This window comes from Kitasatospora sp. NPDC086801 (assembly GCF_044745805.1).
Lineage (GTDB): Bacteria > Actinomycetota > Actinomycetes > Streptomycetales > Streptomycetaceae > Kitasatospora.
The window spans coordinates 236,934-262,067 of sequence record NZ_JBIVAX010000005.1 but is presented as its reverse complement, the minus strand read 5'-3'; the positions used below and the strand labels follow the sequence as shown (position 1 = coordinate 262,067).

Sequence of the window (25,134 nt, the reverse complement as noted above, 5' to 3'; positions counted from 1 at the left end):
GAAAACCCGTTGCCGCAGCGGCGCCGACCTGCCTACCGTGCGCCCATGCTGCCAGCGGTGGAGACGGAAGAGCAGTGGGACGCGATCGTGCCCGACGAGGCGGTGATGCGCCCCGGAGCCGAAGCCCTCTGCGCCGAACTCGGCCTGGCCGGGCTGCCGTTGGAGCGTTTCACGGAAGGGTCAGTCCCGGTCTACGCGGTGGGCGACGCGTACGTCCTCAAGCTGTTCCCCGCCGCCAGCGCCGAGGACGGCGTCACCGAGGAGCGCGTCCTCACCCGCCTCCAGGGCGCCCTGCCGATCCCCACCCCCGACGTACGGGCCGCCGGCGCCTACGTCAACGGCTGGCGCTACGTGCTGATGTCACGGCTGTCCGGCGAGGGCCTGGCCCCCGCCTGGCCGCGGATCCCGCAGGCCGACCGGGAGCGGATCGCCCACGACTGCGGCCGGGCACTGGCCACCCTGCACGCCCTCGACCCCGGACCGCTCGCCGACGCCCTCGGCCCCGGCGACTGGGGCGCCTTCCTGGCCCGGCAGCGGGCCGGGGCGGTGGCCCGCCAGCGCGAACGCGGCCTGGCCGAGGCCTGGCTGGAGCAGATCCCCGACTTCCTGGCCGCCGCGCCACTGCCATCGACGCCGCAACGCGCCCTGCTGCACACCGAGTTCATGCGCGAGCACCTGCTCGTCGACCCGGCCGACGGCTGGCGCCTGACCGGCCTGCTCGACTTCGAACCCGCCATGGTCGGCGACCCGGCCTACGACCTCGTCGCCGTCGGCCTGTTCACCACCCGCGCCGACCGGCGCCTGCTCGGCCGCCTCCTCGCCGGCTACGGGCGCGGCTTCGACCCGCGCCTGCTGATGGCGTACACGCTGCTCCACGCGTACAGCCACCTGCCGTGGTACCTGCGGGAGTTGAAGCCCTCCGCTCGGACGCTGGACGCCCTCGCGGAGGAGTGGTTCGGGGTCGCCTGACGGGTCTTGCGGATCAGGGCCGGGGGTCGGTGCGCAGCAGGCTGTAGAGGACCATGTCCCGCCATTGGCCGTCCCGGAAGCCCCTGCTGCGCTGGACGCCCTCGCGGACGAAGCCGCACTTCTCCAGCGCGCGCTGCTCGGCGAGGTTGGCGTCCTCGGTGTCCGCCTCCAGCCGCATCACCGGGGTGTGGGCGAACAGGTAGTCCACCAGCAGCCGTTGGGCCTGCGTGCCGATGCCCCGGCCGCGCGCCTCCGGGCGGAGCACGATGCCGACGTTCCAGTACGGCGCCACGTCCACCTGGCCCACCTGCCGCCAGGCGACGAACCCGGCGAACTCGTCCCCGGCGAGCACCGCGAGCATCGACTGCTCGGGCGCCAGCAGGCCCTGCTCCGCCCAGCGGCGCCGGAACCGCCCGGGGTCGCGCCACCCGTACCACTGGAACGGGCCCACCGCCTGGGGGTCGTTCAGCAGTGCTTCGAGCGGGTCGAGGTCGGCTTCGCCGATCGGTCTGAGGGACACCGGTGCGTCGTTCATGCAGACCCCAACGGTCCGCGACCGGGCCCGGGTTCCCCGCGGCGCACGCCTTCAGGCGGTGATCGACCGGGCGAGCCGGAAGCCGACGTCGTCGATCCGCAGGGTGGGGTGGCTGCGGCGGCGGACGGAGGCGCGGCAGCTCCAGTGCTCGTCGAACCAGCCGCCGCCGCGCAGCACGCGGTAGCCGCCGTACACCTCGGCGTCGTACACGTCCCAGCACCACTCCCACACGTTGCCGAGCAGGTCGTACAGGCCGAAGCCGTTGGGGCGCAGGCCGCCCACCGGGTGCGGGCGCTCGTCCGAGTTGCCGCGGTGCCACGCGATCTCGTCGAGCGGCCCGTAGCGGGGGCCGTCCGTTCCGGCGCGGCAGGCGTACTCCCACTCGGCCTCGGTGGGCAGCCGGTAGCCGTCGGCGGCGCGGTCCCAGGTGACGGACTCGCCGTCGAGCCGGTAGGCCGGCGCCAGCCCGTCCCGCCGGGACAGGTCGTTGCAGTAGCGGACGGCGTCGTACCAGGAGACGCTGTCGGCGGGGAGCCGGTCGCCGGCCCCGGCGCCGTACTGCTCGCGGGTGACGGGACAGGCCGCCAGCTCGTAGGGGGCGAGCTCGACAGTCCAGCTCCGCTGCGTACGGCGGTCCGACAGCGTGACGCGGCCGGGCGGGACGGCGATCAGGTCGGTTCGGGTGCTCGCATCCATGGGCCGCGATCCTAGCCCGTGGGATGATCAATGTCCTTTCCGCTCTTCACACCTGACGATCAGGAGTGGCACCGCCATGAGTTCCGTCCCGCCGGACCCTTCGACTCTCCACCCGGTGGCCGGGCAGCCGCGTGTGGTGCTCCTCAAGCCGTTGGTGACGTCCCCGCTGATCGACGTCGGCGACTACTCCTACTACGACGACCCGGACGACGCGACCGCGTTCGAGACCCGCAACGTGCTCTACCACTACGGCCCGGAGCGGCTGGTGATCGGGAAGTTCTGCGCGCTGGGCACGGGGGTCCGGTTCATCATGAACGGGGCGAACCACCGCATGGACGGCCCCTCGACCTTCCCGTTCCCCATCATGGGCGGAAGCTGGGCCGAGCACTTCGACCTGATCACCGGCCTCGCCGGCCGGGGGGACACGGTGGTCGGCAGCGACGTCTGGATCGGCTACGGCGCCATGGTGATGCCCGGCGTGCGCATCGGCCACGGCGCGATCATCGCCTCCGGCGCCGTCGTCGTCGACGACGTCCCCGACTACGGGATCGTCGGCGGCAACCCGGCCAAGCTCATCCGCACCCGCTACAGCGAGCCGGACATCGCCCGCCTGCTCGCCCTCGCCTGGTGGGACTGGCCGACCGACCACCTCACCCGGCACCTGCGCACCGTCATGTCCGGCACCGTCGACGACCTCGAAGCGGCCGCGCCGGGAAGGTGATCTTCCGGCGCCGACCGCCGGGCCCCCTGGCGCCCGGCGTGCGGCGGCCCGAGGATGGTGCCCGTCCGTACGAAGGCTGGCGAAAGGCGACGACGATGACGGGTACGAAGGTCAGCACGGTCGTGGAGGCTCCGGCCGAGCGGGTGTGGGAGCTGCTGGGGGACTTCCACAACCTCGGCGGCTGGCACCCGGGCCTGCCGGCCAGCAGCCTCGGCAACGAGCTGACGGGCAACGCGATCGGGTCGGTCCGGGTGTTCGAGATCGACGGCGCGGCGCTGCGCGAGACGCTGCTCGCCTACGACGAGGACGCCCGCAGCTACACCTACAGCTTCCCCGAAGGGGCGTTCGAGCTGTACGGCTACCGGGCTACGCTGCGGGTCACCCCGGTCACCGCGCTCGACGCCAGCTTCGTGGAGTGGAGCGCCACGTACGACGTCGAGGCCGAGCACCGCAAGGACTCCGCCGACCGCCTCCACGGGGTGTTCACGGCCGGCCTGGCGGCCCTGCGCGAGCGGTTCGCCGGCTGACGACGGCGGGCCGTCCGGGAGTTCAGCGCCCCATCACCGCGTAGAGCGCGACCAGCGACCAGCCCAGCAGCGACAGCACCCCCACGGTCCACCCGAGGACGGCCGCCGTCTGGCCGTACTCGGGGCCGCGGGCGCGCTGGAACGCGGCCACCAGCGCGGGGATCGCGGCGACCGGCAGGAACAGGAAGGCCGCCAGCATGAGCCACGCGCCGAACCCGATCACGAACCAGATGCCCACGAACAGCAGCGGCACCGAGGCGACCGCCACCACCGCGCCCGCCGCCGCACAGGCGATCCGGAACGGGCCGAGCTCCCGGTAGCACACCGGCACGGCGGCGGCCGCAGCGCTGACCAGCGCGATCACGTGCAGGAACGAGAACGAGCCGCCCAGGCCGAACGCCACCGCCACGAGCGCCAGCGGGAGCAGACACACCGCGGCCGCCAGCCCCGCCAGCACCCTCGCACTCCCCGGCACCACGGCCACGGCTCCCCCTTGCACCCACTTATTTGAACGCGTTCAAAGCTAGCACGCACCACGCCGAGAGGAGCGGCAGGGCCGGCCCGTCGCGCGACGGCTCACCATTCGCCTCCGGGGGGCGTCCAGCCGAGACGCAGGTGGTGGAGGGAGTCGGGGAGAACGACAGGGAGGTCGAGCGGGCCCGCACTGGCGAGGTGACCGGCGACGAAGCGGTCGGCGGACGGGCCGGTGAGGTAGCGCTCGAACCAGAGCCACTGGGGGCGGCTCATGGGCTGGAACTGGAGGGAACGCCAGAGGGCGTCGAGCGCCTTGGGGAGGAGGGCATAGATCGTCGGCGGCATCAGACCGCCGGTGATCTCGGCGGTGACCAGGCGGTCCTCGTTCACGCCACACGCTCCACGGGGGCGGAGGAGGCGGCGGCGGAACCGATCTCCGACCACACGATCTTGCCGATGGGCACGCGCGGGCAGCAACCCCAGCGCTCGGACAGGAGCTTGACGAGGAGAAGGCCCCGCCCGGACTCGTCTTCGGCGGACGCAGGGCGAAGGAGCGGCGCGCGGTCACGGCGCGCGTCGTGCACCTCGATGCGCAGTCGCGAGGGGATGAGGGAGAGGGAGAGCCACAGCCGGTTGCCGATCGGAGTGCCATGCACGACGGCATTGGTGACGAGCTCGGAGACCACCAACAGACCGGAGTCCGCGAAGAGTTCACCGGCAGGGGTCGAGTCGAGGAGCCGCAAGAGCACCTGCCGGGCCTTCGCCGGCGACCGCCGACTGCGCAGCAGCCAGCAGCCAGCAGCCAGCAGCCAGCAGCTGGACACGAACTCGGGGGGATTGTCAGGCGATTCGAACATGGCGAAGCCACCTTCGGGAGCGAGTGGAGAAGATCCAAGGCCGAGCTGCCGACTCTGCGAGCGCCCGGCGCAATGCATCGGAAAGCAAGCCCGCAGACCGCACAGGACGTTCACGGTCAGCTAGCTTTCCATCACTCACAGCATGGATCACATCACACCCGCGGCGCAAGGTGAGCTTGACAAATATGAAAACTTTCAAATCTCAGGGCAAGGTCCGGCCCCTAGACTCACGCGGGTGGTGGCGAACCATCACACAGGGCATGCACACTGGATGCCGAGAGGTCTGAAGGGGTTACGTCTATGGCAGTTGCAGTGCCAGCAGTGCGCTACCGCCGCATTGCAGCCGAGCTCAGAAGGCTCCGCGAGCTCAAGAACCTGTCGGCAGAGGAAGTGGCCGCCCAAGTCGACGGCGTCAACCTCGTGAAGCTGTCCCGCTACGAGAACGCCCGGGTCCAACTCAAGCCGGATGTCGTTCAGAAGCTCCTCGACTTCTACGAGTGCGATCCGGAGCTCAAGGAAGTCCTCGTCGAGATCCTTCGTGACTGGCATCGGCCCGGCTGGGTAGCCGGCCTCGAACAGCTGAACCCGCTCTACCACGACCTGATCCGCTTGGAAGAGACGGCTATCGGCAACAAGTCGTATGAGTCGGCCTACATCCCCGGACTGCTACAGACGCGCCGCTATGCACACGCCATCATCTCCAGCGGCGTCTTCAAGACACCCAGTGTTGAGGCTCGTGTCGATGTGCGAATCAACCGTCAGTCAGTGCTCACTCGCGCGGAGAATCCGCTGAAACTCTGGGCTGTCATCCACGAGTCCGCCCTGACCATGAAGGCGGCAGAGGGCGTGATGGCCGATCAGCTCGACAAGTTGATCCAGTGGAGTGGCCTCCCGAACATCAGCATCCAGGTCATGCCGGCATTCGCCCCACCTCACCCCGGCATGAACGGACCGTTCACCCTCCTGGAGTTTCGGCAACGAGATCTCGACCTCGCACTGCTCAGCGACATGCTCGCCAGCAACTGGGTGGAGAAGCCGGAGCACGTAGATGTCTACCGAACAGCCTTCGGCGAGATCATGGCGACAGCCCTTGGCCTCGACGAATCCCTCAACGTCATCCGAGAGAAGAGAGACCAGCTCAAGTGACCCACTACCCCGTCGCATCTGCACTGCCGGTGAACTGGTCGAAGGCTACCGCCAGCAACCCAAACGAGAACTGCGTCGAAGTAGCCGACGGCTTCACCGGCATCGTCCCGGTCCGCGACAGCAAGGACCCGCACGGCCCGGCCCTCAGCTTCAGCCCCGAGGCCTGGCAGTCCTTCATCGCCGCCGTCCAGGCGGGCGAGCTCCCGGCAGCTCGCTAGCCTCAACTGTCCTGGGCGGCCCCATGCCGAGCACGGGGCCGCCCCCGGATTGACGTCCACACCCGGTCCACAACACCGCGCCGAGTGCATGGACTCGCGCTCCCAGCCTTCTTCCAGCGACCTGCCAGCCTCTCATCGACTTCTCATCCGGCACCCCTAGCCTCCGCCAGATGAACGTCTCCCTGCTCGGCGGCTGGTTCCCCTGGGCCGTCCAGGCCGTGGCCCTCACCCTGTTCCTGGCCGCGCTCGGCTGGCGGGACCGGGTCTGGCGGCTGAAGTGGGGCCCGGTCGCCCTCGGGACGGCGCTGCTGCTCACCGCCCTCGCCGCCGTCGGGGTGCTCACGCTCGCCGGGATCACCGATCCGATCCCGTTCGGGGTGTGGCTGTGGGGCGGGGTCGCGGTCGCGGCGGTCAGCGCGCTCGGGTTCGGCTGGCGGGGCGCCCGCTGGTGGCGCCGGGCGCTCGCGCCGCCGGCCGCGCTGCTCGCCCTGTTCTGCGCCGCCAACAGCGTGAACATCGCCACCGGCTACTACCCGACCCTCGACGACGCGATCGGCGAACTGAGCGGGCAGCCGCTGCCGGAGCAGATCACGCTCGCCGAACTCGGCTCCCTGCACGGGAAGACGAAGACCGGCCGCATCGTCCAGGTGGACATCCCGAGCACGGCCAGCGGCTTCACCCACCGCCAGGAGCTCGTCTACCTGCCGCCCGCGTGGTTCCGCAGCCAGAACCGGCCGAAGCTGCCGGCGCTGGAGCTGATCGGCGGCGAGTTCGCCGCGCCCGACAACTGGATCCGCTCCGGCAACGCCGTGAGGACCGCGGACGACTTCGCCGCCAAGCACAACGGTTTCGCGCCGATCCTCGTCTTCGTCGACGCGACCGGCGGCTTCCGGGTCGACACCGAGTGCGTCGACGGCCCGCACGGCAACTCCGAGAGCCACCTGCTCAAGGACGTCCCGCCGTTCGTCCAGAAGACCTTCAACGCCGCCACCGACCCGCACAAGTGGGGTGTGGCCGGCTGGTCCATGGGCGGCACCTGCGCCGTCGACCTCACCGTCGAACACCCCGACGTCTTCACCCACTTCGGCGACTTCTCCGGCGACAAGGGCCCCTCCACCGGCGACAAGGACCACACCGTCCAGGAGCTGTACGGCGGCGACGCGGCCGCCTGGGCCGCCCACGACCCGCTGACCGTCCTCGCCCACCGCCCCAAGTACCAGGGCGTCTCCGGCTACTTCGGGCAGGGCGACGAGGAGCACGGCCAGATCGAGTCCGCCAGGGCCCTCAACGACGCCGCCCGGAAGGACGGCATCCGCACCACCACCGCCGTCGGCTCCGGCAAGCACACCTGGCAGACCGGCGCCGCCACCTTCGCCCAGGCCCTCCCCTGGCTCGCCCAGCAGCTCGGCGTCCCCGGCACCCACGCCTGATCCGCCACCGGCCCGGGGTCGGGACCGGACCGAGCGGGGCCGGACCGGGCCGAACGGGGCCGAGTCGGGCACCTGGAGGGCGGCGGATCCGGCCGGGGGAAAGCCTTGGCATCAGCCGTCTGCGGAGACCAGCCGCGGGCCCGCGCGGGCGGATCGGCCGGGGCTACGGCCGACCGGCAGACCCCCGCCCGACAGGGGGAATCCGCGACGGGCGCCGTCCCGCCGACCGGCCGGCCGCCGCTGGCCCGCCATACCTTCCGACACGCCCGCACACACGTTCACCACCAACGCCCCCGCAGCGGCCGGGGAAGGCGGCCTACCCGCCGGTATCCCGCTTTGCTCCCGGCGGCCCGGTGGCATAAGTTTCGACCGCCGTCGACGCGGCCGAGCCCGACCGGCCCTCGGAACAGAGGAGCGCAGCGGGCCGGCGGCCGGGCGGCAGAACGTACGGGGGAAGGGAACAGCCATGCCGAGTGCCCGCATCCGCGAGGCGACCGGGCAGCGGGAACGGGCGGACGGCTCCGCGCACACACGGCCCGGGACCACCGCAGGCCCGGCCCCGGCCCGCTCGGGCCGCTCGGTCCGCTGACCCGGCGCCGCGCCCCGACCACCACCACAGAACCACCCCAGACGGCCCCGCGCACCGCCGAGGCGGCGCCCGGGGCGGACGGCAGGTCGGCCCGTCCGGCACAGGGGACCGGACGGACCGACCGCCACACCAGCACGAGGACCAGAGGACCAGAGGACCAGAGGGTCCGAGGGTCAGAGGCCGAGGCGGCTGAGCGCGGTGGTCCAGTCGGTCACGATGGCGCTGCGGGCGTCGTCGAGGCCGACCTTGCCCTTGCAGACCGCGTTCTTCAGCTTGGTCTCCACGCCGTCCTTGCCCGTCGCGGTCTGGTCGCCGTAACGGGGCTCGGGCCAGAGGTTGTTCGGGTCGCGCGGGGCGCCGCCGAGCTCCAGCGGGACGAAGTGGTCCTCCTCGTAGTCGGACAGGTTGGTGTCCGTGTAGCCGTACTGCGCGATCTGCTGCGCCTTCAGCGCGTTGGTGTAGCTGGTCGGCGGCCGCACGGTGGAGGTCCAGCCGGAGACGCAGATGGTCTGGCCGATGGTGGCCTGGGTGACGTCCGGGTTGTACGCGCCCGGCGTGCAGGACGGGTCGGGCAGCGGCAGGTAGGCCTGCGAACAACTCGCTGCGAGCGGACGGACCTTGACCGGCGAACCCTTCGCGGGGGCGGCCTGCGCGGTGCCGGCCGCGAGCCCGGCGGCGGCGAGGGCGGCCGCCGCGACGACGACGGTGAGACGCTGACGGAGCATCATGTGGGCGATCTCCTGGGCCTTGCCCGGCCTCTCGCCGGGCGACTGTGCCCATGACAGCACCACCGGAGCGGCCCCCGTCAGGCCCGGGACGTGAACGCCTGGTGATCGCGCCTCCACAACAGTTGGGTTTGAGGACGGGCCCGGGGCGGGTCCGACGATTCCCGCCGAGCGCGCGCCGCGAATCGTCAGACCCGCCCTAATCCTCCAGCAGCCGCGCCAGCAGCGCGGCCGGCCCCTCCGGCAGGCTGCCGTGCACCAGTTCGGTGCGGTGCACCAGCCGCGGGGCGGCGATCGGCGCGGACGCGACGCCGGGCGCCCCGGCGAGGACGGGCGCCGGGAGCAGGGTGAGCCCGTGTCCGGTGGCGACCAGGGCGAGCAGCCCGTGCACGTCGGTGCCCCGGTAGCGGGTGGCGGGCCGGAAGCCGTCGACGCCGGCGGCGGCGCGCAGCCGGGCCGCCGTGGGGGCGAGGTCGGGGGCGTCGAGCCAGCGGGCGGCGGAGAGGTCGGCGAGCGCGACGCCGGTCCGGCCCGCCAGGGGGTGGCCGACCGGGAGGGCGACGGCGACGGGCTGCTCGTCGACGGCGACGGTGGTGAGCGGGCCGACGTCGGGCAGCGGCAGCGGGTCGCTGGGGGCGGCGAGGCCGTCGATCAGGGCGAGGTCGACCTCACCGGTGGCGACCTGGGCGGGCAGCGCGTCCTGGGCGAGGACCCGGACGACGAGGTCGGCCGTCGGATGGACCCGGCGCACTTCGCCGAGCGCGCGCCCCAGGGCCGGTCCGACCGCCAGCGGGGTGGCGGCGAGCACCAGCCGGGCGCTCGGGGCACCAGCCAGGCGGGCGACGTCGGCGCGCGCCGCCTCCAGCCGGACCAGCAGCGGCGCCGCGTGCTCCAGCAGTCGCAGGCCGGCCTCGGTCGGGCCGACCGGGCGGCGGCTGAGCAGGCCGGTCCCGAGGTCGGCCTCCAGGGCGGCGATCTGCTGGGAGACCGCGGACTGGGTGTAGCCGAGTTCCCGCGCGGCCTCGGAGAAGGAGCCGAGGCGGGTGACGGTGACGAAGGTGCGCAGTTGCTGCGGATCCACAACGGTCATCAACTCTTCTGATCGAGTGGTAAGAAATCATCGTTGGCACTGATCTCGGATGCGGGGTCAGGATAGTCCCATGACCTACCTCACCCCGCGGGTCGCCCTGGTCGGCGACCGCTCCCCCGCCGTCCGCTCGCACGCCCGCATCCCCGGACTGCTCGACGCCCTCGCCGAGCGCGAGCAACTCGTCCTGGACGCCTACTGGATCCCCACCGAGGACGCCGGGGCACCCGGCGCCCTGGACGGCTTCGACGCGATCTGGCTGCTCCCCGGCAGCCCCTACCGCAGCGAGGCGGGCGCGCTGGCCGCCGTCCGGACCGCCCGCGAGCGCGGCATCCCCTTCCTCGGCACCTGCGCCGGGTTCCAGCACGCGGTGCTGGAGTACGCCCGCAACGTCTGCGGCCTGGGCGGGGTCGTCCACGGCGAGGAGCACCCCGAGCGGGGCGAGCAGGTGATCGTGCCGCTGGCCTGCTCCCTGGTCGGCCACGAAGGGGCGGTCGCGATCAGCCCCGGCACGCTCGCCGAACGCGTCCTCGGCAGCACCCGCACCCTGGAGCGCTACCACTGCGCGTACGGCCTCAACGCCGACTACCTGGACCGGCTGCGCGCGCACGGGCTGCGGTTCAGCGGCGTGGACGGCGCGGGCGAGGTGCGCGTCCTGGAGCTGCCGGACCACCCGTTCTTCCTCGCCTCGCTGTTCCAGCCGGAGCTGTCCGGCGACGGCACCCGGGCGCACGCCATGATCCGCGCGCTGGCCGGCGCCGCCGTCGCCCACGCGGCGGGTTCGCCTACTGCCGCCGCCCCGACCGCCAGCACCTCGGAGACCACCCCCCTGGGCGCCACCCCCCTGGGCGCCACCGTCCTGGGCGCCACCGCATGACCGCCACCGCGATCGCCGGGTCGCGCCCCCGCACCCGGGCGCGTCACATCGGCAGCGAGCGCAACCGCACCGGCCCCTCCGGCCACCCGGCGCCCTCCGCCAGCGGCGCCCACATGGTGCGCAGCGGCATCACCACCAGCCGCCCCTCGGGCTGCTCCACCGTCACTTCCTCCGCCACCTCGCGGAATCCGAGCCCCCGGTAGAACGCGGCCAGCGGCGGGCGGCAGAACAGCAGCGCGTAGCGGTGGCCGAGCGTACGGGCGTGGTCGAGGGCGGCCCGGACCACGGCGTGCGCGAGGCCGGCGCCGCGCCGGTCGGGGGCGACGGCGACGCCGCCGACGCCGATCGCCACCAGGTCGGTGCCGCCGACGGTGAGCGGGAGCGGCAGCAGGCCGGTGTGCGCGACGAGCCGGCCGTCGGCGGCCCGGATGCCGAAGTGGATGTCCTTGGGCAGCCAGGTCAGCCCGGTGTAGGAGTTTCCGTACGGGTCGTCGCCGGGACCGAAGATCTCGTCCTGGTCGGCGCGGGTGTACTGCGCCAGCCGGACGACGGTCGGCGGCTCGGGAGAGGAACGATCATCCATCCGACCATGATCCCTTTCGGGGACGCCGAATTCCAGGCTGTTCCCGGCCACTGCGGCCCGCTCGCCGCCCCGGGCCGGACGGGGTGTGCGAGCATGCCCCCATGCGCCAGCCCACCCACCAGCGGCCCCGACTCCGGCGCCCCACCGGCCGGTTGGACCCCACCGGTCAGCAGCGCCACCCCGCCGGTCAGCAGAGCCACCCCTCCGCCCACCAGCCCCATCCCGCCGATCAGCAGCCCCACCCCACCGGCCACCGGCCCCACGCCGCCGACCAGTTGGACTCCGCCCTCGCCGCGGTACCGCTGCCGGGCCCGCCGCTGCGACTGCCCGGTCCGGTCGTCGCGCTCGGGCCGACCGTCCTGGTGCTGCTGGTGCTCGTCCCGCTCGCCGCGGGCGACCCCGACATCGGGCCGACCACCTCGGCACCGGTCAACGCGGGCCTGGTGGCGGCCGGCGCGCTCGCCCTCGCCGCCCGGCGGCGGTACCCGGCGGCCGTCACCGCCGTCACCCTGCTGAGCGGCCAACTCCCGCTCACCGTCGCCCTCTACGGGCTGGCCACGCGGCGCGGCGCCACCCGGGTGCTGGCCGTCCTGGCGGTGCTGGCCGAGGTGCGCCTGCTCGGCCCCATGGACCTCGGGGACGTCAGCAGCCTCTCCGCCCTCGCCAACCTGGTCGAGGACCCGCTGGTCTTCGGCGCCGTCCCGCTCGCGCTCGGCCTCACCGCACACCAGCGCGCCCGCGCCGTCGCCGCGTTGGCCGAACGCAACCGGCTGCTGGAGGAGGCCCGCCGGCACGCCGAGGAACGCGCCGCCGCCGCCGAACGCGCCCGGCTCGCCCGGGAGATGCACGACGTCGTCTCCAACCGCGTCTCCCTCATCACCCTGCACGCCGGCGCCTGCCAGGTCGCGGCCGCCGACGACCCGGCCGCCGTCCGGGAGACCCTCGGCCTGATCCGCGCCCTCGGCCTCCAGGCCCTCACCGAGCTGCGCGGCCTGCTCGGCGTGCTCACCCCGGCCTCCGACCAGGGCCCCTCCCTGCACGGACTGCCCGCCCTGGTCGAGGAGTCCCGCCAGGCCGGGCTCGCGGTCGGCCTCACCGTCACCGGTCCCACCGAGGGACTGCCCGCACCCGGACCGGCCGTGCAGTACGCCACCTACCGGATCGTCCAGGAGGCCCTGACCAACGCCCACAAGCACGCCCCGGCCGCCGAGGTCGCCGTCACCGTCGAGGTCCACCCGGACGGGCTGCGCCTCGACGTCGTCAACTCCCCCGCCGTGGCGGCCGACCCCGACGGGCCCCGACTGCCCTCCGGCGGCCACGGCCTGGACGGCATGCGCACCCGCGCCGACGACCTCGGCGGCACCCTGGACGCCGGCCCCACCGCGGAGGGCGGCTTCGCGGTCCGGGCCCGCCTACCGCTGACCGCCGCCTGAGCCGGCCCCGTTCGGGCGGCCGCGCGCGGTCAGTTCCGTCCACACCTCGTCGACCCGGGGCGCCAGGGCCTCCAGCGGCCCGCTGTTGTCGATCACCAGGCCCGCGACGGCCAGCCGGTCCGCGCGGCTCGCCTGCGCGGCCATCCGGGCCCGGGCCTCCTCCTCGGCCATCCCGCGCAGCCGCACCAGCCGCTCCACCCGGACCTCGTCGGCCGCGTCGACCACCACGACCAGGTCGTACAGCGGGGCGAGGCCGTTCTCCGCGAGCAGCGGCACGTCGTGCACCACCACCGCGTCGGGCGCGGCCGCGGCCTCCAGTTCGGCGGACCGGGCGCGCACCAGCGGGTGGACGATCGCGTTCAGCGCCCGGAGCCGCTCCGGGTCGGCGAACACGATCGCGCCGAGGGCCGGGCGGTCGAGCGCGCCGTCCTCGCGCAGCACCTGCGGCCCGAACTCGGCGACCACGGCCGCCAGACCGTCCGTCCCGGGCTCGACCACCTCGCGGGCGATCACGTCGGAGTCCACGATCACCGCGCCATGGGCGGCGAGGAGCCGGGACACCTCGCTCTTGCCGGCGCCGATGCCACCCGTCAGTCCGATCTTCAGCATGGCGTCAGGCTACCGGCGCCCGGACCGCCCGGACCAGGGACCGGCCACCTCGCAACCGGCCCCGGCCCCCGGCCCCCGGCGCCGTCAGCCGAGCTCCAGGCTTTCGCCCTCGCCGAGCACGGTCAGCTCCGCGCCGGTACCCGGCCCGTCCGGCCCGAGCAGCCGGGTGGCGATCATGTGCCCGATCGGGCTGAGGGTCGCCTCGTGCACCGGCACCGCCACGCGCGGGCCCGCCTCCCGGACGTAGTCGACGACCTCACCGGCCTTGCTCCACGGCGCCGCGAGCGGCAGCAGCAGGGTGTCCACCGAGTGCGGCGGCACGGTGAAGGCGTCGCCGGGGTGGAACAGCCGGCCGTCGAAGAGGAAGCCGATGTTCTTCACCTGCGGGATGTCCCGGTGGATCACCGCGTGCCACTCGCCGTGCACGCTCACCCCGATCCCGCCGACCTCGAAGGCGTCGCCCTCGCCGACCACGGTGACGCGCTGCGCCACGCCGTCCAGTTGGGCGGCCACCGCGCTGTTGGTCCACACCCGCAGGGCCGGGTCGGCCTCCAGGGCGGCGCGCAGCCGGGCCTCCTCGAAGTGGTCCATGTGTTCGTGGGTGATCAGGACGGCGTCGGCCCCGGTGAGCGCGGCGGGGTCGGTGAACGTCCCGGGGTCGACGACGACGGTCGCCCCGTCGTGCTCCAGGCGTACGCAGGCGTGTCCGAACTTGGTGATCCTCATGCGGCAGACCATACAGCAAGGCTACACAGTTTTGCTGTGGAGATTCCCGGTACGCTTCTCCCATGAACAGTCCGGCTCCCGAAACCCTCGAACTCGCCGCCGAGCTGCGCGCCGCCATCGGCGACCTGGTCCGCTCCCTGCGCCCGGGCGACGAGCTGCCGCAGAACCAGGCCGGCGTCCTCGGCCTCCTCGTCCGCGACGAACGCGCCTGCACCGTCGCCGAACTCGCCGAGCACCAGCGCGTCCGCCACCAGTCGATGGCCCGCACCGTCGCCCTGCTGACCGAGGCCGGTCTCGTCACCCAGCGGCCCCACCCCACCGACGGCCGAAAACTGCTGGTCACCGCCACCGAAACGGGCCGCGCCGCCCTGCTGGAGCAGCGCGCCCGCCGGGAACGACGGATCGCCACCGCCATCGAGGCCCGCCTCACCCCCGAGGAGCGGCAGGCCCTGAGAGCGAGCGTCGAACTACTGCGCCGACTGCGCTGAACCCACCAGGTCCCTGGCCACCGGCCTCGGGGCCGGGACCGGGACCGGGACGGGCGCCGCGCCGACGGTCGGCAGCTCGACGTGCTCGCTCAGTCCGAACCGCCGGTGCAGGCGCCGCAGCGGGGCGGGCGCCCACCAGTTGAACTCGCCGAACAGGCTCATCGCGGCGGGCACCAGCAGGCAGCGCACCAGGGTGGCGTCCACCGCGACGGCGACGGCCAGCGCGATGCCCATCTGCTTGACCATGAGCATGTCCCCGAGGGCGAACCCGGCGAACACGATCACCATCAGCAGCGCCGCCGAGGTGATGATCCGGCCACTGCGCTGGACCCCGAGCTCCACCGCCCGGGTGCAGCTGTGGCCCTTGTCCCGCAGTTCCTTGATCCGGGCGAGCAGGAACACCTCGTAGTCCATGGACAGCCCGAACGCGAAGGCGAAGACCAGCACCGGGATGAAGGTCTCCAGCCCGCCGGTGGGGCTGAAGCCGAGCAGCCCGCTGAAGTACCCGTCCTGGAACACCAGGGTGAGCGCGCCGAGCGAGGCGCCCAGCGACAGCAGGTTCATCAGCAGCGCCTTGACCGGCATCACCACCGAGCCGGTCATCAGGAAGAGCAGCACCAGCGTGCCGACCGCGACCAGCCCGAGTGCCCAGGGGCCCCGGGACATCAGCTCGTCCTTGAAGTCGACCACCGAGGCCGCGCCGCCGGTGACGTAGGTCTTCAGCCCGCCACGGTCGGCCCGCAGTTCCTGGACGACCTGTTTGGCCTGGTGGCCCTGCGGGTCGCCGTGGACGAGCACGTCGACGGTGGACACCGACGCGCTCACCGGGGTCACCGCCCGCACCCCGGCGACCCCGGGCAACTTGGCGACGACGTCGTCCGCGTACGCCTGGGCGACGGGCGCGCCGCCCTCGACGACGACGGTGATCGGCGCGGCCGCGGCCTGCGGGAAGCGCTGGTCGACGGCGTCGGCGACCTGCCGCCCGGCCGAGGAGGCGGGCAGCACGGCGGCGCCGGAGTTGCGCATGTCGGCGTGCAGGAAGGGCGCGCCGGCGGCCATCAGCAGGGCCACGCAGGCGAGCGCGACCGGCACCGCCCGTTTGCGGACCCGGCGGACGGTCCGGCTGAAGAAGCCCTCGTCCGGGACGGGCGCGGCGGGCGCCTTGATCCGGGAGCCGGCGAAGCCGAGCAGCGCGGGGATCAGGGTCAGCGCGGCGGCGACCGCGATCACCACCACGCTCACCCCGGCGGCGGCGACCGCGCCGAGCACCGGACTGGTGAAGACGAACAGGCCGGAGAGCGCGACGGCGACGGTGAGGCCGGAGAAGGCGACGGTGCGCCCGGCGGTCGCGGCGGTGCGTTCGACGGCGGCGGCGATGCCCGCGCCGTGCCCGCGTTCCTCCCGAAAGCGGTTCACCATGAGCAACGCGTAGTCGATCGAGAGTCCGAGCCCGAGCACGGTGGCGATCGGCAGCACGCTGGTGTCGATGTCCATGATCCGGCTGAAACCGAACATGGCCAGCAGCGCGCCGCCCACCGAGGCGACCGCGCCGATCACCGGCAGGCTGGCCGCGGCGAGGCCGCCGAAGACCAGCACCATGACGATCAGGGTGAGCGGCAGCGTCACCATCTCGCCGAAGCGGGTGTCCTGTTCGGTCTGCTTCTTGACCTCGTCCTGGAGTACCAGGTCCCCGCCGACGGTGACGTGGGCGCCGGCCTCGCCGTTCAGCGCGGCGAGGCGCTGGGTGACGGCGTCGGCCTGGGCGGAGGTGCTGGTGTCGGCCATCCGTACGGTGACCAGGCTCGCGGTGCCGTCGGCGGAGCGCAGTGCGGCGGGCGCCGGGCCGGTGCCGTAGGCGTCGAGCGCGGAGGAGACGCCGGGGAGGGCGGCGAGGTCGGCGGTGGCCTTGGTGACGGCGGCCCGTACGGCCGGGTCGTCGACGGGTTTCCCGTCCGCTTTCCCGTCCGCTTTCCCGTCCACGACGGCGGTGACGGTGCCGCGGGCCGGGTCGGTCGCGGCGACCACCGCGTTGCCCCGGTCGGCTTCGGCGGTGGCGGAGGAGGCACCGGCCACCGTTCCTTCGAAGACCCGGCCGCCGATCAGCACGCCCACGACCAGGACGACGGCCCAGAGGCCGAGCACCCAGCGGCGGTGACGGAAGCAGAACCGGCCGAGGGCGGCGAGCCGCCCGGGGACCGCGGGGTCGCCGGCAGCGGTGGGAGCGTTGCGCATCAAGGAGGCCTTTCGGGCAGCTCCCCTCAATGTAGGTGCAACCCGATGTTCGACCTATAGACGGACAATGAGCCACATCTCACAAAATTCCTTCACATAAACCACAAATAAGTGAAGGCGAAAAACGAAAGAACGTGAAGTAAAAGACCCCGGCCAAAGGCGGAAAACGAAATGGGCCCCACCCGGATTTCTCCGGGTGGGGCCCACCGTTCAGCTATGCGCCAGGTACTGGCAGCGGGTCAGAGCTTCAGCTCTGGCCGCCCGCCAGCTTCTCGCGCAGGGCCGCCAGGGCCTCGTCCGAGGCGAGAGCGCCGGAGCCCTCGTCGCTGCTGGACGAGTAGGAGCCACCGGCAGCGGCGGCGACGGCGTCGCCACCCTCGGCAGCGGCCTCGGCGTCGGCCTCACGGCTCTTGATGACCTGGGCCTGGTGCTGCTCGAAGCGGGACTGCGCCTCGGCGTACTGGCGCTCCCACTCCTCACGCTGCTTCTCGAAGCCGGCCAGCCAGTCGTTCGCCTCGGGGTCGAAGCCCTCCGGGTAGATGTAGTTGCCCTGGTCGTCGTACGAGGCGGCCATGCCGTACAGGGTCGGGTCGAACTCGACCTCGGCCGGGTTGGCACCCAGCGCCTCGTTGGCCTGCTTGAGCGACAGGCTGATGCGGCGACGCTCGAGGTCGATGTCGATGACCTTGACGAAGATCTCGTCGCCGACCTGGACGACCTGCTCCGGGATCTCCACGTGGCGCTCGGCCAGCTCGGAGATGTGGACCAGACCCTCGATGCCCTCGTCCACGCGGACGAACGCACCGAACGGAACCAGCTTGGTGACCTTACCCGGAACGACCTGGCCGATCTGGTGGGTACGGGCGAACTGCTGCCACGGGTCCTCCTGGGTCGCCTTCAGCGACAGGGAGACGCGCTCGCGGTCCATGTCAACGTCGAGAACCTCGACGGTGACCTCCTGGCCGACCTCGACAACCTCGGACGGGTGGTCGATGTGCTTCCAGGACAGCTCGGAGACGTGCACCAGGCCGTCGACGCCACCCAGGTCCACGAAGGCACCGAAGTTGACGATCGAGGAGACGACGCCGGAGCGCACCTGGCCCTTCTGCAGGGTGGTGAGGAAGGTCTGGCGGACCTCGCTCTGGGTCTGCTCCAGCCAGGCACGGCGGGACAGGACCACGTTGTTGCGGTTCTTGTCCAGCTCGATGATCTTGGCCTCGAGCTCCTTGCCCACGTAGGGCTGGAGGTCGCGGACGCGGCGCATCTCGACGAGCGAGGCCGGCAGGAAGCCACGGAGGCCGATGTCGAGGATGAGACCACCCTTGACGACCTCGATGACGGTACCGGTGACGATGCCGTCCTCTTCCTTGATCTTCTCGATCGTGCCCCAGGCGCGCTCGTACTGAGCGCGCTTCTTGGACAGGATGAGACGACCCTCCTTGTCCTCCTTCTGGAGAACCAGGGCCTCGATGTTGTCACCGACGGCGACGACCTCGTGGGGGTCGACGTCGTGCTTGATCGAGAGCTCGCGGGACGGGATGACGCCCTCGGTCTTGTAACCGATGTCGAGGAGGACCTCGTCACGGTCGACCTTCACGATGACGCCCTCGACGATGTCGCCATCGTTGAAGTACTTGATGGTCTCGTCGATGGCGGCGAGGAACGCCTCGGCGTCGCCGATGTCGTTGACCGCGACCTGCGGGGTGGTGCTGAGGGAGGAGTCGGTGGGGCTCGTCATTAGGAAAAGGGCTCCGGTACGGACATGAAAGTCGTAGGTAATGCCACGCGGAGGGCCCGTATCGCTCCCACCGAAAGCCGGACAGCCAAGAACACGGCGCACCGGCATTCCCGCACAGCGAGAAATCCGGCGTCCGTCTTGCGACCGTGGGGTCTTCGACAGATGCGAGCGCGACCTGCTCCGTCCGAGGCGCGCAGGCCCGCAGCGCAACTTGTAGCATACGGGGACGGCCAGGCACGGTCAACGCCAAGAGCGGCAAGACGGTGGAGCCCGGTATGGATCAGGCCATATCCTCCGATTGCGCACCTCGTGGTGGCGCCCGGAAGGAGGCCCTTCCCCGGATGCCACCGCCAGGACCCGGGCCCTTTCGGGCCGGTTCGCGGCAGCGGCGCTTCCGCAGTCCACACCCTACGCGATGGGCATTATCACCGTGGCCACCACCCCCCAGTCCGAGCTCCATGATCTTGACGACGACGGCGACGACGCGGTAAGGCGTTCGGCCGGAACCGGTGAGAGCAGCCGCGCCAGCCGGCACTGGTGGGACCGCAACGCCGACGAGTACCAGGACGAGCACGGGGAGTTCCTCGGCGACGACCGCTTCACCTGGTGCCCCGAAGGCCTCGACGAGGCCGACGCCCACCTGCTCGGCGAGGTCGCGGGCAAGGACGTGCTGGAGATCGGCGCCGGCGCCGCCCAGTGCTCCCGCTGGCTGGCCGCCCGCGGCGCCCGCCCGGTCGCCCTGGACATCTCCCACCGCCAACTGCAGCACTCCCGCCGGATCGACCTCGACCGCGGCGCCGCCCCCGTCGCCGTCGTCCAGGCCGACGCCGCCGTCCTGCCCTTCGCCGACGCCTCCTTCGACCTCGCCTGCTCCGCCTACGGCGCCGTCCCGTTCAGCGCCGACACCGCCGCCCTGATGCGCGAGGTGCACCGGGTGCTGCGCCCCGGCGGCCGCTGGGTGTTCTCGGTCACCCACCCGATCCGCTGGGCCTTCCCCGACGAGCCCGGCGTCGAGGGCCTCACCGCCGCCTCCTCCTACTTCGACCGCACCCCCTACGTCGAGGAGGACGAGCACGGCCACGCCAGCTACGTCGAGCACCACCGCACCATCGGCGACCGGGTCCGCGAACTCGTCGGCGCCGGCTTCCGGTTGACCGACCTGGTCGAGCCCGAGTGGCCGGCCGGCCTGGAACAGGAGTGGGGCGGCTGGTCCCCGCTGCGCGGGCGGCTGATCCCCGGCACCGCGATCTTCGTCGCCGAGCGGGGCTGAGCCGCTTGAACCCCGCCTGGCGTGAACTGCCCGTCCGCAGCGCCCTGCCCGCCCTGCACGACGCGCTGGACGGGCCCGGCACCGCCGTCCTCGCCGCCCCGCCCGGCACCGGCAAGACGACCCTGGTGCCGCTCGCGCTCGCCGGTCTGCTCGATCCCGGGCGTCCGACGCTTCGCGTGCTGGTCGCCGAACCGCGCCGGCTCGCCGTCCGGGCCGCCGCCCGGCGGATGGCCTGGCTGCTGGGCGAGGCGGTCGGCGGGCGGGTCGGCTACACCGTGCGCGGCGAGCGTCGCGTCGGCCCGGAGACGGTGGTCGAGGTGGTCACCACCGGGGTGCTGCTGCAACGGCTCCAGCGCGACCAGGAGTTGCCCGGCGCCGACGTCGTCGTCCTGGACGAGTGCCACGAACGCCACCTGGACGCCGACACCTCGCTCGCCTTCCTCCTCGACGTCCGGGCGGCACTGCGGCCCGAACTGCGGCTGGTCTGCGCCTCGGCCACCTCCGACACCGGGGCCTGGGCCCGACTCCTCGGCGGCGCGCCGGTGGTGGAGGCGCACGGGGTCTCCCACCCGGTCGAGACGGTGTGGGCGCCGCCACCGCGCGCCGTCCGCCCCGCGCACGGGACCCGGGTCGACCCTGCGCTGCTCGACCACGTCGCCGCCACCGTCCGGCGGGCGCTCGCCGAGCAGGCGGGCGACGTGCTCTGCTTCCTGCCCGGCGTCGGCGAGATCGCCAGGGTCGCGGGGCAGCTCCAGGGCGTGCCCGCCGAGGTGCTGCAACTCCACGGCCGCGCCCCGCAGGCCGTCCAGGACGCCGCCCTCACCCCGTCCGCCGCGCGGCGGGTGGTGCTCGCCACCGCCGTCGCCGAGTCCTCGCTCACCGTGCCCGGCGTGCGGATCGTGGTCGACGCCGGGCTCGCCCGCGAACCGCGCACCGACCACGCCCGCAGCCTGGCCGGCCTGGTCACCGTCCGCGCCTCGCTCGCCGCCGCCCGCCAGCGCGCCGGCCGTGCCGGGCGCGAAGCCCCCGGCACCGTCTACCGCTGCTGGAACGAGGCCGAGGACGCCCTCGCCGCCCGCTTCCCCACCCCCGAGATCGCCCTCGCCGACCTCACCACGTTCGCTCTCCAGGCCTCCTGCTGGGGCGACCCGGACGCCACCGGCCTCGCCCTGCCCGACGCCCCGCCCGCCGGGGCGATGGCCGCCGCCCGGCAGACCCTCCAGGCCCTCGGCGCCGTCGACGCCGACGGCCGGGCGACTCCGCGCGGCGTCCGCCTCGCCCGCACCGGGCTGCACCCCCGGCTGGGCCGCGCGCTCGTCGACGGCGCCCCTGCCGTCGGCGCCCGTCGAGCGGCCGAGGTGGTCGCCCTGCTCTCCGAGGAACCGCCGCGCGCCCTCGGCGACGACCTCGGCGCGGTCTGGCGGACGGTCCGCTCCTCCAACGACCCCTACGCCGGCCGCTGGCGCGAGGAAGTCCGCCGCCTGCTGCGCGCCGCCGGCTCCGAGGCCGCCACTCAACTGCCCGACACGACCGCCGCCGGCCTCGTCGTCGCCCTCGCCTTCCCCGAACGCATCGCCCGCGCCCGGGTAGAGCGCCCCGCCCCCGGCGAGCGCAGCCCGTACCTGATGGCCTCCGGGACGGCGGCCGAACTCGCGCCCGGCACCGCGCTCGGCGCACTGCCGTGGCTCGCCATCGCAGCCGCCGACCGCCCGGCCGGCTCCCCTTCCGCCCGTATCCTGCACGCTGCGGCACTGGACGAGGACACCGCCCGGCTTGCCGGTGCCTCGCTGCTCGAATCCCGCGAGGAAGTCCACTGGGACACCCGCCGCGACGAGGTCGTCTCCCGCCGGGTCGAGTCGCTGGGCGCGATCGAACTCGCCGAGAAGCCGCTCAACCGCCCCGACCGGGCCCTCGTCCGGACGGCCGTCCTCGAAGGCCTGGCCCGCGAGGGCGTTTCCGCCCTCCTCACCTGGCCCTCCCCGGGCCTGCGCGAACGCCTCGCCTTCCTCTACTCCGCCATCGGCGCCCCCTGGCCGGACGTCTCCGACGCCGCGCTGCTGGAACGCGCCGAGGAGTGGCTGGAGCCCGAGCTGTCCCGCGCCCGCCGCCGCGCCGACCTCGCCCGCATCGACACCACGGCGGCGTTGCAGCGTCTGCTCCCCTGGGCCACCGGAGAGGCGGGCCGCCTGGACGAGCTGGCCCCCGAGCGCATCACCGTGCCGTCCGGCTCGAAGATACGAGTCGACTACAGCACCGAACGCCCTTTTCTCGCAGTCAAGTTGCAAGAACTCTTCGGCTGGACGGCGGCCCCCGCTCTGGCCGCCGGCCGCGTCCCGCTGACCATTCACCTACTCTCCCCCGCAGGCCGCCCCGCCGCCGTCACCGGCGACCTGGAGAGCTTCTGGCAGAACGGCTACCGCGCCGTCCGCGCAGAGCTGAGAGGCCGCTACCCCCGCCACCCCTGGCCCGAGGACCCGTCGACAGCAGAGCCCACCCGCCGCCTCAACCCGCGGAACTGACACTCCTCCTCGGCGGGGGCGGGATTCCCGGCTCGCGCTGCCGTCAGGAGATCGAGAAGCCCATCTGGTTCACCACCGGCGTCATCGGCACGTAGAGCACCTGCGCGTAGCAGGCCGTCGAGTGTGCCGTCGATCCAGCCGGGCAACCGACCTCCGACCTTCCGGCCACGATCACGCCGCGAGCCTCCATGTCGCCGTTCGCGCCGGACGGGTTGGCGAGTGCGGGGCCGCCGCTGTCACCCTTCGCGCCGATCGCCCGACGGTCACCACCCTTCGACTCCGCGACGTCCACCGGCTTGATCTTCGTCCCCTCGTCGTTCGTCGTCTCGACATCGACCTTCTTGACCTCCACATCGCACTTCCACCCCGACTGGGCGCCGCTGAGGCAGACGAGGTCCCCCACGTTGTTGCGTCCGATCCCGTACGTGCGTCGCGACGAACCGCTGCTGTCCGACCAGGCACCGTCGTAGAACCGGCCGGTGCCGTTGCCGTTGATCGCGATCATGCCGACGTCCAAACCGTCGCCGATCGCGTACAGGTCGCCGATGTAGCCGCCGGTGCCGTTGTAGTACCGGCCGCCGCCGCAGTGTGCGGCGGTCAGCAGCACCTTCGTCCCGTCCTTCCAACCGCTGAACGCGGTCGAGCAGAACGAGGCCTTGCCGGTGTTGACCTCGGCGCCCGCGTAGTACGGCGCGCTGTCGGAGTGCCGGCTGCCGGACAGCGCTGCCGGGACGCCCTCGACGGTGGCCGTCACCGGCATCCCGGCGATCTCGGCGGCCGTCCGGGAGTACGCCTGCTCGGTCGTGGCGCCGCCGGTCGGCCGGGTCGCCTTCGTCGGCACGTACGTGATCGCGATGGCGGTGCCGTCCTCCTGCGGGCCGATCGACGTCCACGCCTCGGGCGCCACAGCGGCGGTGAACCGGTCGATCGCGGCGCGCATCTCCGCGCGGGAGTAAGGGCTTTGGTGGACGTCGACGGTGTAGCCGGGGCCCGCGTTCGCGTCGAGCAGCGCCCGGACCTCGGCCGGGGCCTCGCCCTTCCAGTAGACGTCGGCGTGCTGGTTCGACGCGTCGATCACGGTCCCGGCGTAGCCGTCCGCCGCCGGGTCGCCGGACTCCACCCAGTCCTGCACCGGGTCCGTCATGCGGTGGAGCTTCTGCTGGGCCTGCGGGTCGCGGAGCACCGGCAGGCTGACCGACGGGACCGGCCCGTCCGGCGCGGCGTCGGCGGCGACGAGGGCGGAGGCAGTCACGGCGGACAGGGCCAGGGACAGCATGAGACGGGAGCGGCGCATACGCGGTCCTTCGACGGAGCTGGCGGGCCGATATCCAGCGTAGGGACCGAACCGCGTTTCGCCTGGTCAGAAGGCGCGTTTCGGGCGGAGGCAGGCGCACACGGAAGGCGACGCGCCCCCGGCAGCGGGTCACCGCAGCTACCGCGCCGTCCGCGCAGAGTTGAGAGGTCGCCACCCCCGCCACCCCCAGCCCGAGGACCCGTCGACGGCGGAGCCCGCCCGCCGCACCAACGCCCGAAAGTAGCAGCAGAAGACCCCACTACCCATCTGCGGGCAGTGGGGTCTCAGGCAGCTCGCGAGGTGCGTCAGACGTCGCCGAACTCACCAACTCGAACAGCTGCAACGAACGACCGCCATGCATCGGCAGGGAAGGCCAGGGCATGGCCCTCGGGGTCCTTGGAATCGCGGACGGGGACGATGCCGGGCATGCTGTTGGATACCTCAATGCACTGTCCGCCGTTGCTGCTGTAGCTGGACTTGAACCAGTCGAGGGTCATAGTTGCCTCCGTAGCTCGCGGATCATCGCCACCGAGTCCGCCTGTGAAAGGGCATGCGTTTGTAGCTGATAGTAGGCCGCCAGCTCGGCTGTCACCGCGTTGATATCCCGCTCCAAACGCCCTTGATGCGCACTCTCCGCGTAGGAGATCAGCGATCGGTCCGGCAGCGTCAGAATGGACACCGGGAGATCGAACGCCCTGTCCTCTCCGAGCAGGTACGGGGCAATCTGGAGCCTTACGGTGGGCTCGCCAGCGAACTCGACGAGGTGGTCAAGCTGGGCCGCCATCACAGCATCCCCGCCCACGGCCCGACGAATGCAACTCTCATCCATGACCACGTGGACCAAGGGCGGCGGTTCCCGGCGCATGCCGACCTGGCGGCCCATGAGGACGCGCACTCGTTCATCTGCCTGGTCTTGCGTGATGCTCCTCCGGCGCACGGCGCCCGCCGCGATGGCGGTTGCGTACTCCCTCGTCTGCAGCAAGCCCGGCACGATGCCGAGTTCAAAGAGCCGCAGTTCAACGGCCCGATGTTCTTGGGTGACGAACTCGGCAAACCCATCCAGCAGCGAGCTGTACTTGACATCACTCGCCCTGTGCTTGAAGGTACCCGCCTGCGATGTGCCGAATGCCCTGTCAAGTGCTGCGGCGATCCGTTGAGTTGGTCTCCTACGGCCATTTTCAAGGGCCGAAATGTGGGACGACGTGCAGCCACATAGCCCCGCAAGGTGCTCCTGCGTCCAGCCTCGCTGCTCACGCGACGTGCGGAGGAAGGCCCCGAACTCAGCCGCCGGGGAGGTGTGAGGGTCAAGCTCCCTTTTGTTCAAGGCGATTCACCCTACCAATCAAACAGCACGGACAAGTTGAACAGTCCTGAAGCCTAGAGGAAAGTGG

26 protein-coding genes are annotated in these 25,134 nt (G+C 72.5%); 11 read left to right on the top strand and 15 right to left on the bottom strand.

Annotated elements, in window-relative coordinates; translation table 11 throughout:
* Positions 1–45 precede the first annotated feature (45 nt).
* A complete protein-coding gene (locus ACIPLC_RS09710; RefSeq protein WP_400472395.1) occupies positions 46–969 on the top strand; it encodes a phosphotransferase family protein in 924 nt (307 codons plus the stop codon).
* Between the two features lie 13 nt (positions 970–982).
* Here ACIPLC_RS09710 and ACIPLC_RS09705 read toward each other — a convergent pair whose 3' ends face one another.
* The gene (locus ACIPLC_RS09705) at positions 983–1,504 is read right to left on the bottom strand and encodes a GNAT family N-acetyltransferase (RefSeq protein ID WP_400472394.1); all 522 of its coding nucleotides are present in this window, start codon (positions 1,502–1,504) and stop codon (positions 983–985) included.
* 51 nt (positions 1,505–1,555) lie between these two features.
* Positions 1,556–2,200 (bottom strand): formylglycine-generating enzyme family protein, encoded by a 645-nt coding sequence (locus ACIPLC_RS09700; RefSeq protein ID WP_400472393.1) that lies wholly within the window; start codon positions 2,198–2,200, stop codon positions 1,556–1,558.
* A gap of 76 nt (positions 2,201–2,276) precedes the next feature.
* On the opposite strand from ACIPLC_RS09700, the gene ACIPLC_RS09695 reads away from it, so the two are divergent.
* On the top strand, positions 2,277–2,921 hold the full coding sequence (locus ACIPLC_RS09695) for a CatB-related O-acetyltransferase (RefSeq protein WP_400472392.1): 645 nt from the start codon (positions 2,277–2,279) through the stop codon (positions 2,919–2,921).
* A 95-nt stretch (positions 2,922–3,016) separates the two neighbouring features.
* Positions 3,017–3,448, top strand: a complete 432-nt coding sequence (locus ACIPLC_RS09690) for an SRPBCC family protein (protein WP_400472391.1) — start codon at positions 3,017–3,019, stop codon at positions 3,446–3,448.
* A gap of 22 nt (positions 3,449–3,470) precedes the next feature.
* On the opposite strand, the gene ACIPLC_RS09685 is transcribed toward ACIPLC_RS09690, so the two are convergent.
* From ACIPLC_RS09685 to ACIPLC_RS09675, 3 genes are all read right to left on the bottom strand, one after another.
* The gene (locus ACIPLC_RS09685; protein ID WP_371516531.1) at positions 3,471–3,932 is read right to left on the bottom strand and encodes a hypothetical protein; all 462 of its coding nucleotides are present in this window, start codon (positions 3,930–3,932) and stop codon (positions 3,471–3,473) included.
* Positions 3,933–4,024: 92 nt separating this feature from the next.
* Complete coding sequence (locus tag ACIPLC_RS09680; protein ID WP_400472390.1) at positions 4,025–4,312, bottom strand: hypothetical protein; 288 nt, start codon at positions 4,310–4,312, stop codon at positions 4,025–4,027.
* The gene (locus tag ACIPLC_RS09675) at positions 4,309–4,779 is read right to left on the bottom strand and encodes an ATP-binding protein (RefSeq protein WP_400472389.1); all 471 of its coding nucleotides are present in this window, start codon (positions 4,777–4,779) and stop codon (positions 4,309–4,311) included. The genes ACIPLC_RS09680 and ACIPLC_RS09675 overlap by 4 nt, the downstream gene beginning before the upstream one ends.
* 300 nt (positions 4,780–5,079) lie before the next feature.
* Here ACIPLC_RS09675 and ACIPLC_RS09670 point away from each other — a divergent pair, with 300 nt between their 5' ends.
* The 3 genes from ACIPLC_RS09670 to ACIPLC_RS09660 all read left to right on the top strand — a co-directional run bounded on the left by ACIPLC_RS09670 (position 5,080) and on the right by ACIPLC_RS09660 (position 7,573).
* The gene (locus ACIPLC_RS09670; protein ID WP_400472388.1) at positions 5,080–5,925 is read left to right on the top strand and encodes a helix-turn-helix domain-containing protein; all 846 of its coding nucleotides are present in this window, start codon (positions 5,080–5,082) and stop codon (positions 5,923–5,925) included.
* Positions 5,922–6,143, top strand: a complete 222-nt coding sequence (locus ACIPLC_RS09665; protein WP_400472387.1) for a DUF397 domain-containing protein — start codon at positions 5,922–5,924, stop codon at positions 6,141–6,143. Before ACIPLC_RS09670 ends, ACIPLC_RS09665 begins: the two co-directional genes overlap by 4 nt.
* A 170-nt stretch (positions 6,144–6,313) precedes the next feature.
* Positions 6,314–7,573: an alpha/beta hydrolase gene (locus tag ACIPLC_RS09660; RefSeq protein WP_400472386.1), complete on the top strand. Its 1,260-nt coding sequence runs from the start codon at positions 6,314–6,316 to the stop codon at positions 7,571–7,573.
* A 762-nt stretch (positions 7,574–8,335) separates the two neighbouring features.
* On the opposite strand, the gene ACIPLC_RS09655 is transcribed toward ACIPLC_RS09660, so the two are convergent.
* On the bottom strand, positions 8,336–8,890 hold the full coding sequence (locus ACIPLC_RS09655) for a hypothetical protein (protein WP_400472385.1): 555 nt from the start codon (positions 8,888–8,890) through the stop codon (positions 8,336–8,338).
* A 196-nt stretch (positions 8,891–9,086) separates the two neighbouring features.
* Positions 9,087–9,977 carry a LysR family transcriptional regulator gene (locus ACIPLC_RS09650; protein ID WP_400472384.1) on the bottom strand — a complete coding sequence of 297 codons (891 nt, stop codon included), beginning with the start codon at positions 9,975–9,977 and terminating at the stop codon, positions 9,087–9,089.
* Between the two features lie 70 nt (positions 9,978–10,047).
* Here ACIPLC_RS09650 and ACIPLC_RS09645 point away from each other — a divergent pair, with 70 nt between their 5' ends.
* Entirely contained in the window at positions 10,048–10,851 is an 804-nt protein-coding gene (locus ACIPLC_RS09645) for a hypothetical protein (protein WP_400472383.1), read from the top strand.
* A 43-nt stretch (positions 10,852–10,894) separates the two neighbouring features.
* Here the strand turns inward: ACIPLC_RS09645 and ACIPLC_RS09640 are convergent, their stop codons facing one another.
* Positions 10,895–11,434 (bottom strand): GNAT family N-acetyltransferase, encoded by a 540-nt coding sequence (locus ACIPLC_RS09640; protein WP_400472382.1) that lies wholly within the window; start codon positions 11,432–11,434, stop codon positions 10,895–10,897.
* 101 nt (positions 11,435–11,535) lie between these two features.
* Between ACIPLC_RS09640 and ACIPLC_RS09635 the strand changes: the two genes are divergently transcribed.
* Positions 11,536–12,867: a sensor histidine kinase gene (locus ACIPLC_RS09635; RefSeq protein ID WP_400472381.1), complete on the top strand. Its 1,332-nt coding sequence runs from the start codon at positions 11,536–11,538 to the stop codon at positions 12,865–12,867.
* Here the strand turns inward: ACIPLC_RS09635 and coaE are convergent.
* Both coaE and ACIPLC_RS09625 read right to left on the bottom strand, forming a co-directional pair.
* Positions 12,847–13,476, bottom strand: coding sequence for a dephospho-CoA kinase (coaE, locus tag ACIPLC_RS09630; RefSeq protein WP_400472380.1), 630 nt, complete (start codon positions 13,474–13,476; stop codon positions 12,847–12,849). The two genes, ACIPLC_RS09635 and coaE, sit on opposite strands and share 21 nt — an antisense overlap.
* An 84-nt stretch (positions 13,477–13,560) precedes the next feature.
* On the bottom strand, positions 13,561–14,202 hold the full coding sequence (locus ACIPLC_RS09625; RefSeq protein WP_400472379.1) for an MBL fold metallo-hydrolase: 642 nt from the start codon (positions 14,200–14,202) through the stop codon (positions 13,561–13,563).
* Positions 14,203–14,264: 62 nt separating this feature from the next.
* On the opposite strand from ACIPLC_RS09625, the gene ACIPLC_RS09620 reads away from it, so the two are divergent.
* Positions 14,265–14,690 (top strand): MarR family winged helix-turn-helix transcriptional regulator, encoded by a 426-nt coding sequence (locus ACIPLC_RS09620; RefSeq protein ID WP_400472378.1) that lies wholly within the window; start codon positions 14,265–14,267, stop codon positions 14,688–14,690.
* On the opposite strand, the gene ACIPLC_RS09615 is transcribed toward ACIPLC_RS09620, so the two are convergent.
* Both ACIPLC_RS09615 and rpsA read right to left on the bottom strand, forming a co-directional pair.
* Positions 14,670–16,922 carry an MMPL family transporter gene (locus tag ACIPLC_RS09615; protein WP_400472377.1) on the bottom strand — a complete coding sequence of 751 codons (2,253 nt, stop codon included), beginning with the start codon at positions 16,920–16,922 and terminating at the stop codon, positions 14,670–14,672. The two genes, ACIPLC_RS09620 and ACIPLC_RS09615, sit on opposite strands and share 21 nt — an antisense overlap.
* A 247-nt stretch (positions 16,923–17,169) precedes the next feature.
* Positions 17,170–18,660, bottom strand: a complete 1,491-nt coding sequence (rpsA, locus tag ACIPLC_RS09610) for a 30S ribosomal protein S1 (protein ID WP_063347134.1) — start codon at positions 18,658–18,660, stop codon at positions 17,170–17,172.
* 415 nt (positions 18,661–19,075) lie between these two features.
* Between rpsA and ACIPLC_RS09605 the strand changes: the two genes are divergently transcribed.
* Together ACIPLC_RS09605 and hrpB are read left to right on the top strand one after the other, a co-directional pair.
* Positions 19,076–19,930, top strand: a complete 855-nt coding sequence (locus ACIPLC_RS09605; RefSeq protein WP_400472376.1) for a class I SAM-dependent methyltransferase — start codon at positions 19,076–19,078, stop codon at positions 19,928–19,930.
* A gap of 5 nt (positions 19,931–19,935) precedes the next feature.
* On the top strand, positions 19,936–22,449 hold the full coding sequence (hrpB, locus tag ACIPLC_RS09600; RefSeq protein WP_400472375.1) for an ATP-dependent helicase HrpB: 2,514 nt from the start codon (positions 19,936–19,938) through the stop codon (positions 22,447–22,449).
* Positions 22,450–22,492: 43 nt separating this feature from the next.
* Here the strand turns inward: hrpB and ACIPLC_RS09595 are convergent, their stop codons facing one another.
* The 3 genes from ACIPLC_RS09595 to ACIPLC_RS09585 all read right to left on the bottom strand — a co-directional run bounded on the left by ACIPLC_RS09595 (position 22,493) and on the right by ACIPLC_RS09585 (position 25,067).
* On the bottom strand, positions 22,493–23,743 hold the full coding sequence (locus ACIPLC_RS09595; protein ID WP_400472374.1) for a hypothetical protein: 1,251 nt from the start codon (positions 23,741–23,743) through the stop codon (positions 22,493–22,495).
* A 305-nt stretch (positions 23,744–24,048) separates the two neighbouring features.
* Positions 24,049–24,240 (bottom strand): DUF397 domain-containing protein, encoded by a 192-nt coding sequence (locus ACIPLC_RS09590; RefSeq protein ID WP_400472373.1) that lies wholly within the window; start codon positions 24,238–24,240, stop codon positions 24,049–24,051.
* Positions 24,237–25,067: a Scr1 family TA system antitoxin-like transcriptional regulator gene (locus tag ACIPLC_RS09585; protein WP_400472372.1), complete on the bottom strand. Its 831-nt coding sequence runs from the start codon at positions 25,065–25,067 to the stop codon at positions 24,237–24,239. Before ACIPLC_RS09585 ends, ACIPLC_RS09590 begins: the two co-directional genes overlap by 4 nt.
* Between the last annotated feature and the right edge of the window lie 67 nt (positions 25,068–25,134).

What these genes read in the sequence shown, in the direction of transcription:
- ACIPLC_RS09620 (WP_400472378.1), top strand. Translation starts at nt 14,265, where the DNA reads ATGAACAGTCCGGCTCCCGAAACCCTCGAACTCGCCGCCGAGCTGCGC.
- ACIPLC_RS09625 (WP_400472379.1), bottom strand. Translation starts at nt 14,202, where the DNA reads ATGAGGATCACCAAGTTCGGACACGCCTGCGTACGCCTGGAGCACGAC.
- ACIPLC_RS09650 (WP_400472384.1), bottom strand. Translation starts at nt 9,977, where the DNA reads ATGACCGTTGTGGATCCGCAGCAACTGCGCACCTTCGTCACCGTCACC.
- ACIPLC_RS09595 (WP_400472374.1), bottom strand. Translation starts at nt 23,743, where the DNA reads ATGCGCCGCTCCCGTCTCATGCTGTCCCTGGCCCTGTCCGCCGTGACT.
- ACIPLC_RS09695 (WP_400472392.1), top strand. Translation starts at nt 2,277, where the DNA reads ATGAGTTCCGTCCCGCCGGACCCTTCGACTCTCCACCCGGTGGCCGGG.
- ACIPLC_RS09640 (WP_400472382.1), bottom strand. Translation starts at nt 11,434, where the DNA reads ATGGATGATCGTTCCTCTCCCGAGCCGCCGACCGTCGTCCGGCTGGCG.
- ACIPLC_RS09675 (WP_400472389.1), bottom strand. Translation starts at nt 4,779, where the DNA reads ATGTTCGAATCGCCTGACAATCCCCCCGAGTTCGTGTCCAGCTGCTGG.
- ACIPLC_RS09655 (WP_400472385.1), bottom strand. Translation starts at nt 8,890, where the DNA reads ATGATGCTCCGTCAGCGTCTCACCGTCGTCGTCGCGGCGGCCGCCCTC.
- ACIPLC_RS09635 (WP_400472381.1), top strand. Translation starts at nt 11,536, where the DNA reads ATGCGCCAGCCCACCCACCAGCGGCCCCGACTCCGGCGCCCCACCGGC.
- ACIPLC_RS09590 (WP_400472373.1), bottom strand. Translation starts at nt 24,240, where the DNA reads ATGACCCTCGACTGGTTCAAGTCCAGCTACAGCAGCAACGGCGGACAG.
- ACIPLC_RS09700 (WP_400472393.1), bottom strand. Translation starts at nt 2,200, where the DNA reads ATGGATGCGAGCACCCGAACCGACCTGATCGCCGTCCCGCCCGGCCGC.
- ACIPLC_RS09670 (WP_400472388.1), top strand. Translation starts at nt 5,080, where the DNA reads ATGGCAGTTGCAGTGCCAGCAGTGCGCTACCGCCGCATTGCAGCCGAG.
- ACIPLC_RS09645 (WP_400472383.1), top strand. Translation starts at nt 10,048, where the DNA reads ATGACCTACCTCACCCCGCGGGTCGCCCTGGTCGGCGACCGCTCCCCC.
- ACIPLC_RS09710 (WP_400472395.1), top strand. Translation starts at nt 46, where the DNA reads ATGCTGCCAGCGGTGGAGACGGAAGAGCAGTGGGACGCGATCGTGCCC.
- coaE (WP_400472380.1), bottom strand. Translation starts at nt 13,476, where the DNA reads ATGCTGAAGATCGGACTGACGGGTGGCATCGGCGCCGGCAAGAGCGAG.
- ACIPLC_RS09660 (WP_400472386.1), top strand. Translation starts at nt 6,314, where the DNA reads ATGAACGTCTCCCTGCTCGGCGGCTGGTTCCCCTGGGCCGTCCAGGCC.
- ACIPLC_RS09705 (WP_400472394.1), bottom strand. Translation starts at nt 1,504, where the DNA reads ATGAACGACGCACCGGTGTCCCTCAGACCGATCGGCGAAGCCGACCTC.
- ACIPLC_RS09605 (WP_400472376.1), top strand. Translation starts at nt 19,076, where the DNA reads ATGGGCATTATCACCGTGGCCACCACCCCCCAGTCCGAGCTCCATGAT.
- ACIPLC_RS09690 (WP_400472391.1), top strand. Translation starts at nt 3,017, where the DNA reads ATGACGGGTACGAAGGTCAGCACGGTCGTGGAGGCTCCGGCCGAGCGG.
- rpsA (WP_063347134.1), bottom strand. Translation starts at nt 18,660, where the DNA reads ATGACGAGCCCCACCGACTCCTCCCTCAGCACCACCCCGCAGGTCGCG.
- ACIPLC_RS09615 (WP_400472377.1), bottom strand. Translation starts at nt 16,922, where the DNA reads ATGCGCAACGCTCCCACCGCTGCCGGCGACCCCGCGGTCCCCGGGCGG.